Annotated in this window: 13 protein-coding genes and 3 tRNA genes; 5 read left to right on the top strand and 11 right to left on the bottom strand. The window is 46.7% G+C overall.

The genetic code is table 11. The annotated features are described in order from the left end of the window. Nucleotides 1-5: 5 nt before the first annotated feature. The 3 genes from rpoE to HMPREF2872_RS02690 all read right to left on the bottom strand — a co-directional run bounded on the left by rpoE (nucleotide 6) and on the right by HMPREF2872_RS02690 (nucleotide 3198). On the bottom strand, nucleotides 6-605 hold the full coding sequence (gene rpoE, locus HMPREF2872_RS02700; protein ID WP_070631024.1) for an RNA polymerase sigma factor RpoE: 600 nt from the start codon (nucleotides 603-605) through the stop codon (nucleotides 6-8). 219 nt (nucleotides 606-824) lie between these two features. Next, a complete protein-coding gene (gene tilS, locus HMPREF2872_RS02695) occupies nucleotides 825-2150 on the bottom strand; it encodes a tRNA lysidine(34) synthetase TilS (RefSeq protein ID WP_070631022.1) in 1326 nt (441 codons plus the stop codon). Between the two features lie 88 nt (nucleotides 2151-2238). Then, nucleotides 2239-3198 (bottom strand): acetyl-CoA carboxylase carboxyltransferase subunit alpha, encoded by a 960-nt coding sequence (locus HMPREF2872_RS02690; protein ID WP_070631020.1) that lies wholly within the window; start codon nucleotides 3196-3198, stop codon nucleotides 2239-2241. Nucleotides 3199-3401: 203 nt separating this feature from the next. On the opposite strand from HMPREF2872_RS02690, the gene HMPREF2872_RS02685 reads away from it, so the two are divergent. Next, nucleotides 3402-3803 (top strand): RNA-binding S4 domain-containing protein, encoded by a 402-nt coding sequence (locus HMPREF2872_RS02685; protein WP_003679090.1) that lies wholly within the window; start codon nucleotides 3402-3404, stop codon nucleotides 3801-3803. Nucleotides 3804-3898: 95 nt separating this feature from the next. Here HMPREF2872_RS02685 and HMPREF2872_RS02680 read toward each other — a convergent pair whose 3' ends face one another. From HMPREF2872_RS02680 to HMPREF2872_RS02665, 4 genes are all read right to left on the bottom strand, one after another. Then, on the bottom strand, nucleotides 3899-5098 hold the full coding sequence (locus HMPREF2872_RS02680) for a hypothetical protein (RefSeq protein WP_070631018.1): 1200 nt from the start codon (nucleotides 5096-5098) through the stop codon (nucleotides 3899-3901). A 96-nt stretch (nucleotides 5099-5194) separates the two neighbouring features. Beyond that, nucleotides 5195-6958 (bottom strand): exodeoxyribonuclease V subunit alpha, encoded by a 1764-nt coding sequence (recD, locus tag HMPREF2872_RS02675; protein WP_070631016.1) that lies wholly within the window; start codon nucleotides 6956-6958, stop codon nucleotides 5195-5197. Nucleotides 6959-7090: 132 nt separating this feature from the next. Further along, complete coding sequence (gene lolD / locus HMPREF2872_RS02670) at nucleotides 7091-7774, bottom strand: lipoprotein-releasing ABC transporter ATP-binding protein LolD (RefSeq protein WP_070631013.1); 684 nt, start codon at nucleotides 7772-7774, stop codon at nucleotides 7091-7093. After that, nucleotides 7767-9017, bottom strand: coding sequence for a lipoprotein-releasing ABC transporter permease subunit (locus HMPREF2872_RS02665; protein ID WP_070631011.1), 1251 nt, complete (start codon nucleotides 9015-9017; stop codon nucleotides 7767-7769). Before HMPREF2872_RS02665 ends, lolD begins: the two co-directional genes overlap by 8 nt. A gap of 214 nt (nucleotides 9018-9231) precedes the next feature. Between HMPREF2872_RS02665 and HMPREF2872_RS02660 the strand changes: the two genes are divergently transcribed. After that, nucleotides 9232-9519: a hypothetical protein gene (locus HMPREF2872_RS02660; RefSeq protein WP_003683377.1), complete on the top strand. Its 288-nt coding sequence runs from the start codon at nucleotides 9232-9234 to the stop codon at nucleotides 9517-9519. Nucleotides 9520-9581: 62 nt separating this feature from the next. Here HMPREF2872_RS02660 and recR read toward each other — a convergent pair whose 3' ends face one another. From recR to rnr, 4 genes are all read right to left on the bottom strand, one after another. Continuing rightward, a complete protein-coding gene (recR, locus tag HMPREF2872_RS02655) occupies nucleotides 9582-10187 on the bottom strand; it encodes a recombination mediator RecR (RefSeq protein WP_070631009.1) in 606 nt (201 codons plus the stop codon). A gap of 83 nt (nucleotides 10188-10270) precedes the next feature. Next, a complete protein-coding gene (locus HMPREF2872_RS02650; RefSeq protein WP_070631008.1) occupies nucleotides 10271-12124 on the bottom strand; it encodes a SurA N-terminal domain-containing protein in 1854 nt (617 codons plus the stop codon). Nucleotides 12125-12269: 145 nt separating this feature from the next. Next, the gene (locus HMPREF2872_RS02645) at nucleotides 12270-12617 is read right to left on the bottom strand and encodes an ArsC family reductase (RefSeq protein WP_070631006.1); all 348 of its coding nucleotides are present in this window, start codon (nucleotides 12615-12617) and stop codon (nucleotides 12270-12272) included. A gap of 81 nt (nucleotides 12618-12698) precedes the next feature. After that, nucleotides 12699-15179 carry a ribonuclease R gene (gene rnr / locus HMPREF2872_RS02640; protein WP_141752833.1) on the bottom strand — a complete coding sequence of 827 codons (2481 nt, stop codon included), beginning with the start codon at nucleotides 15177-15179 and terminating at the stop codon, nucleotides 12699-12701. Nucleotides 15180-15273: 94 nt separating this feature from the next. On the opposite strand from rnr, the gene HMPREF2872_RS02635 reads away from it, so the two are divergent. From HMPREF2872_RS02635 to HMPREF2872_RS02625, 3 genes are all read left to right on the top strand, one after another. Beyond that, nucleotides 15274-15360: transfer RNA gene (locus HMPREF2872_RS02635), tRNA-Leu, on the top strand. 38 nt (nucleotides 15361-15398) lie between these two features. Further along, a tRNA-Leu gene (locus HMPREF2872_RS02630) sits at nucleotides 15399-15485 on the top strand. A 63-nt stretch (nucleotides 15486-15548) separates the two neighbouring features. Then, nucleotides 15549-15639: transfer RNA gene (locus tag HMPREF2872_RS02625), tRNA-Ser, on the top strand. Nucleotides 15640-15655 lie beyond the last annotated feature (16 nt).

Genomic DNA, 15655 nt, shown 5'->3' with positions numbered 1-15655 from the left:
TTTTATTACCACCTTTGATCTTCAGAAGTATCCAACAGCGGCCGCAAATCTTTTGCAATCAGTTCACGCGCTCTGAAAATACGCGAACGTACAGTACCTATCGGACAATCCACTACCCGAGCTATTTCTTCGTAAGACAAGCCATCCATTTCCCTAAGTGTAATGGCTTGACGCATATCGTCTGGCAGTTGCGCAATGCTTGCTTCGACGGTCTGCAAGATTTCCCGATTCATCATTTCAGATTCCGGCGTATGGTAATCTGCAATCTGATCGGTTAAATCAAGAACATCTCCCTCCTCATTGGCTGCTTCCGAACTGACAAAAAACTGGCGACCCGAAGTGGTCAGAAAATTCTTTGCCGTATTGATACCGATACGGTACAGCCATGTATAAAACGCACTCTCACCGCGAAAATTAACCAGCGCACGATAAGCCCTAATCATTGCCTCTTGGGTTACATCGTGCACTTCATGCTCATCCTGAATAAAACGGGAAATCAGTCTGTTTAGCCGACGCTGATATTTGGACATCAGCATCTCGAATGCCTTATGGTCACCTTTCTGCGCGCGCTCCACCAAAACTTGATCTATTTGGCGATCGTTCATACCCAACCTTTAATCGTTTTACTGCTTTAAACCAAAAAATAGTAAAGCGTGCTGTGCACAATAAAGACAGCATCGCTTTGAAAAAGTTCCACAAGATTACATTTAATCGCAAAAGTTTATTCGTATAGATACTCTAATACAAGCTATATTGCTTATTATATCTACACTTAGCACAAGTAGTTAAATTACTAATACTTATTAAATTTAAAGTTAGTCTCTTTACTTTTCTACTATATATTTAGCTAACTTTTCATGAACAGGCAGATAGCCTTCCCCTATTTGAACATCGCTTCCCACCCGAAGATTAATAACAGCAAGGCACTTGTTGTCCATACTTAGGATAATCGGCCAATATTTACGGACGAATGGCACAATATGACACTCTTGCAATAGTTTTTCGACTGATTTTTCCCTCTGCCCCGACTGAATCACATCACCTTTGGCCACATTTCGAAATACCGCCTGCTTCTCCAACTCCTCTTCTGACAAACCTCCCTTAAAGGGTAATAAAACGAAACCGTTTTCCAGCAAAATATCTTTCAGACGGCCTCGAACTTCCCTGCCATTACACCAAGGCAGTTTTTGAAACTCACTTTCCTGACAAACAAACAGCTTATCTCGATATACGACTAGTTTCCCGTTTGGCAAACTCAACTGCGCCTGTTCCGCGGTTTCCAATACTCGGGCAAAATCGGCAATGCTGTGATAAGAAGGTAATGATTCCGTTTGCTTTCGCAAAAAATACCAAAGCAACCGACGGCGCAAGAGCGGCGTACATTGCCGCCACAGACTGATACTGAATATTCCATCCGGACTGATGCGCTGGTATTCAGACTCAATCAATTCATCTAAAAGCTGCAAATCTTCCTGCAATAATCGGATATTGGCACAAATTTGCCGCTCAAAATTCGGAATCCGCTGCTGCCATTGCGGCAATGCCTGATTTCTCATCCAATTGCGTAAATAGACGGAATCCTCGTTACTTTCGTCTTCGACAAAAGACAGCCCCCATTGTTGCGCATACTCTGCCAATTCCTGACGGGAAAATGCCAAAAGCGGCCGCCAGATTTGGATCTTTTCATTTAAATCACGCCATACCGGCATGGCCGCCATACCGCGCAATCCGCCGCCGCGTACGGCCGACAGCATAAATGTTTCGATTTGATCATTACGGTGATGGGCCAAAACAATAATTTTCTTCAGGCCGTCTGAAAATGCCTGATATCGGGCAGCCCTGGCCGCCGCTTCCAAACCATTTCCTTGTTTTTCCACATTGACACGGCACACCCGCAAGGCAACATTCAAACGCTGACAATAATCCTGACAAAATTTTGCCCAACTGTCGGCATTGGTGCTTAAACCATGATGAACATGGACGGCACGCAAATCAAAACGGCGGAATTCACGCATCCGGTGCAAAAGATGCAGCAGGACAACGGAATCCAATCCGCCGCTCAAACCGACTTCAAAAACAGTATGGTTCGGCGAATCAGGAAAAGCTGCTTGAAAACTTTTAAATAGGGAATCAGGAGATAGTTGCGACATTTCAGACGGCCTGAAATTATGAATGACTCAAAAATAGAATACAAAAAAAGCAAGCAGCGGCATCTGCTTGCTTTTTCAGCAGTCAAACTTATTTATCGGTAAATTTACCGTAAGCCATGATGCGGTCGAAACGGCGGGAAAGCAAGTCAGGCATGGCCATGCTTTGCGCTTCGCTTAATTGCTGTTCCAAAACGGTTTTGACGTTTTTCATCGTGGTTTCAAAATCACGGTGTGCACCGCCCAACGGCTCGTCAATGACTTTATCGATGAGATCCAATTCTTGCAGGCGTTTGGCGGTAATGCCCAATGCTTGCGCGGCGTCTGCTGCTTTTTCGGCAGTTTTCCAAAGAATAGAGGCGCAACCTTCGGGAGAAATCACCGAATAGGTCGAGTATTGCAGCATATTGACGTAGTCGCCGACAGCTACTGCCAACGCACCGCCCGAACCGCCTTCGCCGATGATGGTGCACAATACCGGTACATGCAGGCGGGTCAGTTCGTACAAATTACGGCCGATGGCTTCGGACTGGCCGCGCTCTTCCGCGCCAATGCCCGGATACGCACCCGGAGTATCGACAAAGGTCATGACCGGAATATTGAATTTCTCGGCAGTCTGCATCAAGCGCAGTGCTTTACGGTAACCCTCAGGACGCGGCATACCGAAATTGCGGCGGATTTTTTCTTTGGTATCGCGGCCTTTTTGATGGCCGATGACCATCACGCTTTGACCGTTGAAACGTGCCAAACCGCCGATAATGGCATGATCGTCAGAATAATGGCGGTCGCCGTGCAACTCTTCAAAATCGGTAAAAATACCGTTGATGTAGTCCAAAGTATAAGGACGCTGCGGATGGCGGGACACTTGTGAAATTTGAGCCGGAGTCAGCTTGCTGAAAATTGACTTGGTCAACTCGTTGCTTTTCTTTTGCAGTCTGGCAATCTCGTCGGAAATATCGACGGCAGATTCGTCTTGTACGAATCGCAACTCGTCGATTTTATTGGTTAATTCGGCGATGGGTTGTTCAAAGTCCAAAAAAACGGGTTTCATAAAACGAAGCTCTCGGTAATGGTTGCTGACATGATACGCTAATCAGACGTATTTGACAGCATTTCTCAAAGGGAAACTGCCATCTTTTGCAATAAAAAACTTTCAGACGGCCTTTAACAAAGAAATAGTATATCTGCACTAAATGTATGGCGTGCCGTATCTTATGATAAACTTCAATTCAGTTCAATCATTTCAAACAGGCTATGAAAAACGATCATGACAATTCGTCCATGCGCTTGGACAAATGGCTGTGGGCCGCGCGCTTTTTCAAGACCCGCGCGCTGGCACAAAAACATATTGAGCTGGGCAGGGTTTTGGTAAACGGCTCGAAGGTGAAAAACAGCAAAAATATTTCCGCCGGCGACACCATCGACATGACTTTGAACTCCCTCCCCTACAAATTCAAAGTCGCCGCGCTCAATCATCAACGCCGCCCGGCGCCGGAAGCGCGTTTACTGTACGAAGAAGACATGAAAACGGCTGCCGAACGCGAAGCTCAAAAACAACTCGACCAAGCCAGCCGCATCAGTGCCGCTTATCCGGACGGACGCCCAACCAAACGCGACCGCCGCCAGCTTGACCGTATGAAGCGCGATAGCTGGTAAAGCGTTTTATCCATTGTTTCAGACGGCCCTATATCCATGCCGTCTGAAAACCAAAAACAGGCAGGACATCCTGCCTGTTTTTTTATTTGTGATGATTAAAATTTATATTCTAACTGGCCACGAATAACGTTTACGTCCTGCTTATCTGTGCCGACGGTAGGCGTAACCTGTTTGCCGGCCAAATAGAAACCTTTGAATTTCCAGTTTTTCCAAGGAATATAGGTCGCACCGATTTGCACGCCTTGGACGTTTTTGCTGTAATCCTCAACAGAAGAGACACCGGACAATGAACCGACACGGCGGTAGTTCAAGAATACGTCATAAGAATTACGGACGCTCCAGTCGGCCAATTTATAGCGTACTTCAGTGAACACGCCATCATTTTTAATTTTTTGTCCGGCATCATTATAGGCTTTGATATTGGACTTGCTGACTGCGGCCATCCAATGCCAATCATCATTAAACTTGATGTCCGTACCGATTTCTCCGAAGACCGCATTTTTCTTCGCACCGCGTACATCGATATCTTTCATGTAACTGACGGTTGCGCCGACGTTGATATTCTCATTCACAGGCAACATACTTTGAACCGCGGCAAAATGTCTGCGGCGGCCGCCAATGCCCCATGTGTTGTCGTTCAGGTTGCCAGTGCGGCGGCCCGCATAGATTTTGGTAGGCAGGGTTTTATTGTCGAAGAAGATTTCGCCGCCGGTTACTTCGGTATCCCAGACGCGGCCGTAGGAAGAGAACGCACCAAATTTACCGACACGCGCTTTAATGTTGTTGTACAAAGTACCTTCGGCATACAGTTTATTGACCGGCACATCATGATCGCCGTTGAATTTACCAGTTTCCAAATCGATATTCGGCTCAATTTGCGCCACCAATTTCCAATCTTTATACAGTTTTGCGCGTAACCAAAACTCCGCATTGAAGTTGGCATTGGTATCTTCAGGCGTAGGATTGATGCTGCTGTTGTTGGCATTGATGTCTTTGGTATCCGCACGTACGCGCAAGCCACCATTCACAGTCAACAAATCATTGAAAATGCTGATTTTATCGTCATCTTTACGAATGATACTGCCGGAATTGACGTAATCGTTGGTGGTGGCCAAAGCCGCCGCATCACGTCCGCCATCAGCATTCTCTGCCAAAGAATAAGATGATGAAGCCAATAAAATACAGGTTGCAATCAGTTTGGTTTGAAATTTCATGCTGACTCTCCAAAAGAAGGTATTGAAAGTGAAGTATTCGATAAAGCGTACAAAATTATGAATTTCGTATAAATTATTCATTTTATTTACTAATTATTTTTATCGTATGTAAATTAGTGTAATCAATCAAGCAGATTTAAACGCTTTATCCTCTTTCAGCCGGCCTCTTGATTCAGGTCAACCGGAAGCCTGCTCATCAGGCTGTTCAAACTGCCATTTCAAGGCATCGGCCAATGCTGTCCTGCGTTTTTGATGGCATTCCACAGCTTTACATAATTCCTCCGCATTTCCCCAAAATACAAAACGTTCACGCGCACGGGTAATGGCAGTGTAAAGCAAAGCCTTATCCAAACCTCGGGCCTCTTCTTCACTCTCCGTCGTTGCAGGTACTGACGGCGGCAACAGCCATACTTCCCGATATTCCGAACCTTGGCTCTTATGCACCGTCATGGCAAAAGCCGATTCAAAATCGGGCAAACGGCTGATGGCAATTTTTTTGAATCCATCTTTCTCAGGAAAATATGCAGACAAGCCATTCAACGATTCTTTATCCGGTATAATCAGCCCGATGTCGCCGTTAAACACTTCCAACATATAATCATTGTGCGTAATCATGATGATTTGTCCGGCAAACCAAGGCGTTTCGCCCGAAGCCTTGCCTTGTCGTTGCAAGTATTCTTGATAAGCCTGATTCAAATCATCCGCATCCTGCCGCCAAGCCGCCAATACCACCACATCGGCCGCATGACCATAGGCGAGTGCAACATTATTCTCCGCCACGGCCTGCCAATAATCCTGTTGCTTTTGATACAGCAAGGCGACCTGCTCTTTCAGACGGCCTGATTTCATTTCCAATTCTTTGGGGAACTTGTCAAACTGTTCGACCGCAGTTTGCTTTTCCCCGGACACCACCGCTCTTGCCAAACAACCGATACCGCTGTCTGCACCAAAACGGTGGCTGAATGTCAATTTGGCATTGTTTTGCGATAAAGCCTGTGGCTGCCCTTTAATCTCAAAACCATGATCGGGCAGGTACACTTCCAGCTTTTCAGCGGTTTCTTTATCCAAAGCCGTTGGACGCGATAATGCCGCCAATACGGCTCCCAAACCAACCGACGGCAACTGGTTTTCATCGCCAAGCAACACCAAACGACAGCCGGTTGGCACGGCACGCAACAAATCCAACACCAGCGGCAAATCCAACATCGACGCCTCATCCACCACCAAAACATCCAAAGCGAGCGGATGTTCATGATTGAACGCAGGGCGCATTTGCGGCGGCCGCAGTTTCAACAATCGATGAACAGTCTGCCCTTCCAAGCTTTCCAAATGCGCTTTGATACTTGGAGACAAATCAAAACCGTCCAAAGCACGCTGCAAAGCCCGTGCCATATGCGCAGCCGCTTTGCCCGTCGGCGCCGCCAAAGCGATACGGGGCAGCTTCGTATTGTTATTGCAAATCAGACCCAAAAGCTTTGCTACGGTCGTCGTCTTACCCGTACCCGGCCCGCCTGTAATCAGCATAAAGTTTTGCAGCAAGGCCAAAGCAGCAGCATCCCGTTGCTCTTTACTGTCTTTAGTGTCAAACCAGTCGCTCAGGCTTTTTGAAGCCGCCATGAAATTCACTTCTTCCGCCTCTGCACTGGCCAGCCGTTTGATTTCAACAGCCAAATCATGTTCCAACTGCCACATTCGCCCTAAAAACAATTTCCGGCCTTGCAGGATAAGCGGTTTATCCGCATTACCGACCAAATTCGGCAAGTTGCTTAAGGCATCGATATCCTCTTTATCCAAATAAATAAACGAATGCCCGTTTTGCAAGGCTGCAAACAGTCGAACCACATAAGGCTCAATAACGGATGCCCCCTGCACTTCGTGGCGGCGGAAAAACGCTATAGCCGCATCTGCGGCAGAGGAAAGGATAGAGTCGGTCGGATTCATGGTTTAGGCTTGCTTGATACGGAAAAAAGAAAGGCCGTCTGAAAAACCGTGTTTCCATAAATGAAAACCTGTTTTTCAGACGGCCTCTATTATACCGTTCAAAGCATAAAATATTTGCCTGAAATAATAACCTTATTGCAGCACTTGCAGGCTGCCGTCTTTCATAGTCATTACCCGGTCGAAACGCTCAGCCAGCTCGTCATCATGGGTCACTACAATCAGGCTGGTGTTCAATTCGCGTTTCAAATCCAGCATCATGTCCAGCACATTTTGCGCATTTTTACGGTCAAGGTTCCCTGTTGGCTCATCTGCCAATAAGCATTTCGGCTCATTAACCAAAGCACGGGCAATGGCCGCACGCTGACGCTCGCCGCCGGAAAGTTCGCTCGGACGGTGCAGCATACGCTTATCCAAGCCAACCTTTTTCAGCATCTTGACAGCCTTCTCCTCAGCCATCGCTTTGGGCATTTTGCCGATTAAAAGCGGCATCATGACATTTTCCAAAGCAGAAAACTCAGGCAATAAATGGTGGAACTGATATACAAAGCCCAAATAACGGTTGCGCAATTCGCCTAACTGTTTTTGGCTCAAACCGCCCAAATCCTGATCCATCAGTATTACCTTGCCTTCAGACGGCATATCCAAGCCACCGAGAAGGTGCAGCAATGTGGATTTACCGCTGCCTGACGAACCGATGATACTCACGCTTTCCGCTTCGGCAACTTCAAAATCTAAATGATGCAACACTTGTACATTCAATGCGCCATCATTATAGCTTTTGCCAACGCCGGTACATTTCAAAATTGTCTTACTCATAACGCAAAGCCTCCGCAGGTTGGGTTTTTGCAGCACGCCAGCTCGGATACAGTGTGGCGATAAATGCCAAGCCAAGCGAAATACAGGCAATAACGGCAACATCCTTCAAGTTCACATCGCTAGGCAGGTAATCGATGAAATAAACCTGTGAGTTAATCAAATGCACACCAAACAGATCTTCAAAAAACGCGACAATCTTGCCGACATTCCAACCCAGCAATACACCGCATACCACGCCCACAAGCGTACCGAAGAACCCCGCAAATGCGCCCTGCACCAAGAAAATCTTCATGACACCGCCCGGGGACAAACCCAAAGTGCGCAAAATCGCAATATCGGCTTGCTTTTCCGTTACCGCCATTACCAAGGAAGAGACGAGGTTAAACGCAGCAACCGCGATAATCAGTGTCAAAATGATGAACATCATGCGTTTTTCCAACTCAACGGCTTCAAAATAGCTGCGGTTGTTAAACGTCCAGTCGCGCACCCATACTTCATCTTTTTTAGCATCAGGAATCAACTTGGCAATAAAAGACGGCGCATTCTGAGGATCAGCCAGTCGCAAACGCAGCCCACCGACATTTTCTCCCAGCCGATACAAGACTTGCGCATCCTTGATATGCGTCATGGCCAATGTGTTATCGACTTCATAAACACCCGTTTTTACCACACCGACCACATTAAACTGCTTCAAGCGCGGCACTACGCCGGCAGGAGTGACATTACCCTCTGGCGTAATCACTGTAACCTTGCCGCCAATCTCCGTACCCAATGCCTCAGCAAGCCCTTGACCCAAAATAATATCAAATTCGCCCGGCTTCAAATCGTCAAAACTGCCGGCCGGCATATTCTTGCCGTAATCAACGACATTTTTTTCTTCAGACGGCAAAATACCGCGTATCTGCACACCGCGCACTTCACCGGCGTTGGCAAGCAAAGCCTGATCGGAAACATAAGGCGCGCTGGCCAATACTTCCTTTTTGCCTTTTACAAATTCGCGCAAATTCTGCCAACCCGGCGCACTGCCGACATCGTAATAGCCGATTTCCGCATGAGGTGCGACGTTCAACAATTGACCGCGTATCTCTTTCTGAAATCCGTTCATTACGGATAAAACCACAATCAGCGCCGTTACGCCCAAGGCGATACCAGCGATTGAAATCATGGTAATAAATGACATAAAGCCGTTACGTTTTTTCGCACGCAGATAGCGCAGGCCTATCCAAGTTTCTAAAGAAGCCATTCAAAAATGCCTCATTCGTTTGTCAAAAAAGGCTTATTGTACCGTAAAACCGACAGGTCGTCCGATTGCCCGACTGATGTAGCATTCAGGGATAAAGTGTATGTAAAACCATGTATCTTCCCGTAAATTCCGCCGAAAAACTTGCACAATCGGCCAATCACCCTTATTCTGAAGCTGTGACACACTTTGTCACCATCAAAAAGGAAATACACTAATGAACAGCAAAAAATTCTTGGCTCTCGTATCCGTAGCTGTAGGTTTGTCATTCAGCTTCAACGCATATGCCGCCAAAGAAATCAAAATCAGTTCAAACAATACCGCTTACTCCGACGCCGATGTTCAAAAACTGGCAGCCACTGCTGTCGGCATGGGCGTAAAAGAACCTGTCAGCCTCAACAGCGGAAACGGTGTTGTTACCGTATCCGGCAGCAGCGCAACCAAATGTGCATTCAAAGTCGGCAACGGCGATACGCCTCAAATTCAAGGCGTCAGCTGCAAATAATCTGATTTAATCAATGAAAAGGCCGTCTGAAAGACTTTCAGACGGCCTTTTTATATTGCCATTTAAGATTGGATATTCCTTCTATCGTAAACAGCTTGAGCCAAAGTACCGGCATCCACATATTCCATCTCGCCGCCTAAAGGGATTCCCCTTGCCAATCGGCTGACTTTATAAGGAAGGTTTTTAAACAATTCTGCCAATACATATGCTGTCGCATCGCCTTCGGCTGTGAAGTTGGTTGCAATGATAATTTCCTCAATATCGCTCACCTGCAAACGGGCAACCAGCTTATCTAATGCTACTGCCGAAATATCCATGCCCTGCGCCGGACTGACTTGCCCCATCAAAACAAAATACAGGCCGTCATGACAATTGGCCGCCTCCATACTGGAAACATCCGCAGGCATATGCACAATCATCAAGCGGCTTTTCTCACGTTTTTCGTCCGCGCAAATTTCACACAAATCACCTTCGCAAAATGTGTTGCACATCCGACAATGCTGCACCTGTCTCAAGGCAAACTGCAAAGCATCCACCAACTCCTGCGCTTCTTCGCGTTTGTACTGTAAAAGCTGGTAAGCCATGCGTTGTGCGGATTTAGGGCCGACATTGGGCAGGATTTTTAATGCATTAATCAAGCGGACAAAGGCATCAGGATTTTTACTCATGATTTCAGACGGCCTTTTAAAAGATAGCTAAAAATAAGAAAACAGCCGGAATTCATCCGGCTGCCCTACTCAAAAATTTCTGCTTATTCGGCAGCATTATTAACTTGCTGTGCACCTTGCGTACGATCGATTTTCTTACCCAAATACTGGAGTAAATTATCGAACACATTCGCAGAAAGCTGCTGAACCAAAGCCTGTTTGGCAGCCGGAATCTGTGAATCGGCATTTTCAGGAGCAGAAACGCTCTGAACTTCCATAATCACCGGTGCAGGCATACCTTCCAATAATGCGTACGCAGGTTTACCGCCGACAGGACGCGCTTTCAACAAAGCCGCATAAGCTTCTGGAGACATGGTTCTGCGTGCATCTTGCGCGCTCAATTGCGAAACAGGCGACCATTGAACGTCGGCAGCTTTACCGGCTTTCAATGCAGCCAAAGTTTCTTGGGCTTTCTTCTCTGCCAGTTTGGCAGCTTCAGAGCGCAGATATGCTGCACGGACAGTGTCTTTGACTTCTGCAAATGGTGCAATTTTCTCTTCGCGCACTTCTTTCGCACGAATAACCCAAACGGTTTCGTTGTTGATGGCAATTACTTCAGAATTGTGTTTTTTCTTCAGCACATCGTCGCTAAACGCAGCATTAATCAACGTTTCAGGCAAACCAGCTTCTTTGGCGCCCGCTTTGGTCACCCACTCATCCAAGTTTTCCACTTTCAAACCTGAATTGGCGGCTGCTTTTGCCAAAGAAGATGGATCATTGAAGGTATCTTCACCCAATTTTTCTTTGGCCGCGTTAAAGGCAGAAGCTGCTTTTTTCAGTTTCAAGGCTGCCTCGATACGTGCTTTGGCTTGTTCCAAAGTCGGCTCAGCTTCGACATTCAAAACTTTAATGACGTGATAACCCAAAGACGATTTAACGGTATCGCTGACTTCGCCTTTGCCCAATGCAAATGCCGCTTTATCGAATTCAGGTCCAAAGCCGCTGCCGCCGCTTTTGCTCAGGTAGCCCAAATTGCCGCCTTTGTTGCTGCTGGACAAATCTTTGGAGTACTTGGCCGCCAGCTCGGCAAAAGCATCTGGGTGTGCTTTGAGTTCTACAGCCATTTTGTCCACTTCGGCTTTAATTTCCGCATTGCTTGCTTCATCTCCGTTAGGCATAACCGGAATGAAAATATGCGCAATTTCGGCTCTTGGCGACAAATCTACGCTTTTACTGTCGTAAGCTTTTTGTACTTCTTCCGCACTGACGGTTTGCTTGTCAGCCAAATCTTTGATGTTCAAGGCCACATATTCCAGCTTAACGGCTTGAGGAATCAAGTAATCTTTCTTATGCGCTTCATAATACTTTTGCAAAGCCGCATCATCTACTTTTACTTGTGCCGCAAATGCTTCAGGGCTGAATGTAAATGAACGAATGGTACGGGTGGCTTGGGTCAGGTTAATCAACTGACGCGCTTGCGCATCGCTGACCAACGCACCGTTTTGCACCAAATTCAACAGATTTTGCAATTGGAACTGTTCGCGGATATCTTCGACAAACTGATCCTCCGTCATTTTGCGCTGATCCAAATACTTCTTGAGCAAATCCTGACTGAATTTGCCGGAAGCATCATGGAAATTCGGATCATCCACGATAACTTGCTTGATTTGTTCCTGAGACACAGCGATGCCCATCAGCTTGGCACCCTGCTTCAGGTAAGCACGTTGCAATAAAGATTGGAATATAGCATCACGCGAAGGCGCAGTATTGCCGGCAGCTTGCTCATTTTGTATCGCAATCTGTAAAGCATGCTCGCTGACCTTCTCATCCCCGACTTTGACAATGTAATCAGAACCCGGCGAAGACAAATTATTGGCACCGAATCCGATAAAGGTCAGACCGATGATACCTAAAACAATCTGGGCGGGTGTTTTATATTTTTCAACAATATGGAACATATTTATCCGAAAGAAAAGTTTGGCGCGGCAGCCGGAAAATGCTGCCGCAAAAATCTTAAAATCCTGAAAACAGGCTCAAAGCGCGTATTGTAACGTATTTTTTCGAGGCTTGCTTTTTCAGACGGCCTAAAAACCTAAAAATGCCTTATCCGAAAATTTCCTGATACGCGTCTACTGAAAATCCGACATGAACCTGTCCTTCTTTGACCAATACAGGCCGCTTGATGATGTTGGGATTTTCCACCATCAAAGCAATGGCACCTTCTTTTGTGGCGGCAGATTCTTGCGCATCTTTATCCAACTTGCGCCAAGTCGTGCCTCTTTTATTGAGCAAAATTTCCAAAGCTACCTGCTTCAACCAGCCATTAATTAATTCGGCAGTTGGGGCGTTTTTCTTAAAATCTACAAACTCAAACTCGATGCCATTTTCCGCCAACCAACTGCGCGCTTTTTTAACCGTATCGCAATTGGGAATACCGTATAGTTTTATCATCTTATTTATCCTTGGTTTTATTTATAAAATCACAAATTCAGGCCGTCTGAAAATTTTCAGACGGCCTGAATTGAATGCCGCTTATTTCTTAGCAGCTTTCTTCACTTTAATCTTCACGCTTTTGCCTTGAGCGTTATTTTTACCTCCTGCTTTGACGGAAGCTGTTTTCGCCTGCGCCTTTTTCTTGCTTGCAGCTTTAGGTTTGCTTGGCTTAGCAGGCTTGGAGGCAGGTTTACTTTTCACCTTGCTCTTCTTTGCCTTCATGGGAGCAGCCAACGCTTCATCAATTTCTTTAACCGAAAGTTTACGCTTACGCTTTTCGACAGACTTGTCAGCAGCTATCGGCTTGCTCACAGGTTTCGCTTTTCTACTGCCACGTTTCTTACCGACTGAACCGCCGCTGACTAAGGTCAAATCAATCTTGCTGGTATCCAAATCGGCTCGCGCAACTTTTACAGTGACCGTATCACCCATGTTGAAACGGACACCGCTGCGTTCACCCTCAATCGCCATAATTTCAGGACGGAAATTGAAATAATCTTCACCTAAATCGCTGATATGAACCAAGCCGTCAATATGAATATCGTCCAGCGTTACAAAAATACCGAAGCTGGTCATGCCCGAAATCTTACCACTGAAGACTTCGCCGACTTTGTCGCGCATATAATAAGTTTTCAACCAGTTTTCCACATCGCGACTGGCATCATCGGCTCGGCGTTCGCAGAAAGAGGTATGCACGCCCAAAGCCTGCCAGGTTTTATTGGGCTGGTAAGTTTGTCCGTTCAACACAGCCTTAATGGCACGATGTACCGTCAAATCAGGATAACGACGGATAGGAGAAGTAAAGTGTGCATATGCGCTATAAGCCAGACCAAAGTGACCATCGCAATGCGGCTCATAAACCGCCTGCTGCATAGAACGCAACATCATCACTTGCAACAACTCCGCATCCGGACGGTTTTTAAATTGCTCGGCAAGCGCAGCATAGTCTTTCGGCGTCGGATTATCGCCGCCACCCAAACTCAGCCCCAGCAAACCAAGTTGCTCGCGTAAAGTGGCCAGTTTTTCGGGAGTCGGGCCCAAGTGATTGCGGAACAAAGCCGTATGTTTGTTCTTCAGCAAAAATTCTGCCGCGCAAACATTCGCCGCCAACATACATTCTTCAATCAGCTTGTGCGCATCGTTGCGGACAACAGGAACAATCTTATCGATTTTACCGTTGTCGTCGAAAATCATCTGAGTCTCAACGCTCTCAAACTCAACCGCGCCACGCTCGAAACGTTTTTTCTGCAAGATTTTAAATAACTGATACAGAGTATCGATTTGTTGCTTAAACGGATGATCCTGGCCGTCTGAAATCCAATCCCAAACTTGATTGTAAGTCAGTCGCGCATGAGAACGCATTACTGCTGGATAGAAACGGTATTCCTTGATATTGCCGGCATAGGTAATCACCATATCGCACACCATACACAGGCGTTCGACATCAGGATTGAGCGAGCAGATACCGTTGGACAACTTCTCCGGCAACATCGGAATCACACGGCGTGGGAAATACACGCTGGTACTGCGTTCTTGAGCATCCACATCGATTCCGTCATCAGGACGGACATAATGGCTGACATCGGCAATCGCCACCACCAAACGGTAATTGCGGCCGACTTTTTCAGCAAAAACCGCATCGTCAAAGTCCCGCGCAGTTTCGCCGTCAATGGTTACCAGAGGCAAATCGCGTAAGTCCACGCGTCCTTTCAAGTCGGTTTTACGCACATGATCGGGAATTTTCTTCGCAGCTTTGACACATGCTTCACTGAATTGATGAGGCAAATGGTGCTTGCGTACAGCGATTTCGATTTCCATACCGCTGTCGGCATAATCGCCCAACACTTCAATTAGCTTAGCCACTGCAGGACGATGCGCTTCAGGATACGTCTCAATTTCAGCCACAATCACTTGGCCGGATTGCGGTTTAAATTGCGCCACACTTTCAGGTTCCAGCACGATACTTTGGCTCAAACGTTTGTCTTCGGCCTCCAAAATGGCCACGCCGCGATCCATATAAAAACGACCGACCACTTTAGACTGCGCACGCTCCACCACATCCAAAACCATACCTTCACGACGGCCTCTGCGGTCGATACCGGCAGGACGAACGGTAACAATATCCCCATGCATCACGCCGCGCATCTGACGCTCATACAAAACAAAATCGCCCTCGCCCGTTGGCGTTAGCGGCACGGCAAAACCAAAGCCGTCTTTATGCGCCTCGACACGGCATTTAACCAATGCCAATTTTTCTGCCGCACACACCGCGCCACGTCTGTTGATCAACACCTGACCATCGCGCGCCATCGCTTTCAGACGGCGCTCGAAGAATTCATATTCATCTTCTGTAATCGACAATTCATGTGCCAAAGCTTCGATTTTGGTCGGTACACCTTTTTGTTCCAATAATTCAATGACCCATTCACGGCTGGGCAACGGATGAGCGTAACGTTGTTTCTCCCGCTCCAAATACGGGTCTTTTTCTCGTAAATTTAAAGATTTAGTATTTTTGTTCATTTTGATAGTTGACATTCTTTTTTTAAAATATATAATAGCTGCTTCTTCGCAGTTCAGGTAGTCAACTCTACCTTAAATTGAAGAATAAAGCAAAGCCCAGGTGGCGGAATTGGTAGACGCGCTAGCTTCAGGTGCTAGTGTCCTCACGGGCGTGGAAGTTCGAGTCTTCTCCTGGGCACCAAATAATTTGGTGCTTCTTTGCTTAAGAAAATTTAAATTGCCCAGGTGGCGGAATTGGTAGACGCGCTAGCTTCAGGTGCTAGTATCCTCACGGGTGTGGAAGTTCGAGTCTTCTCCTGGGCACCACTGATAAATCAATCAGTCAGGTTTTCATATTATTCTGAATAACCAGTCAGGATAATAGTCCACAGAGAGGTGGATGAGTGGTTTAAGTCGCACGCCTGGAAAGCGTGTATACGTGAATAGCGTATCGAGGGTTCGAATCCCTTCCTCTCTGCCATAGATACTTTTAAAAG

This window comes from Neisseria sp. HMSC069H12, from assembly GCF_001812735.1.
Taxonomy (GTDB): Bacteria; Pseudomonadota; Gammaproteobacteria; order Burkholderiales; family Neisseriaceae; genus Neisseria; species Neisseria subflava.
Note: the sequence above shows the minus strand (reverse complement) of the source record. Positions and strands in the feature narration are given on the sequence as shown.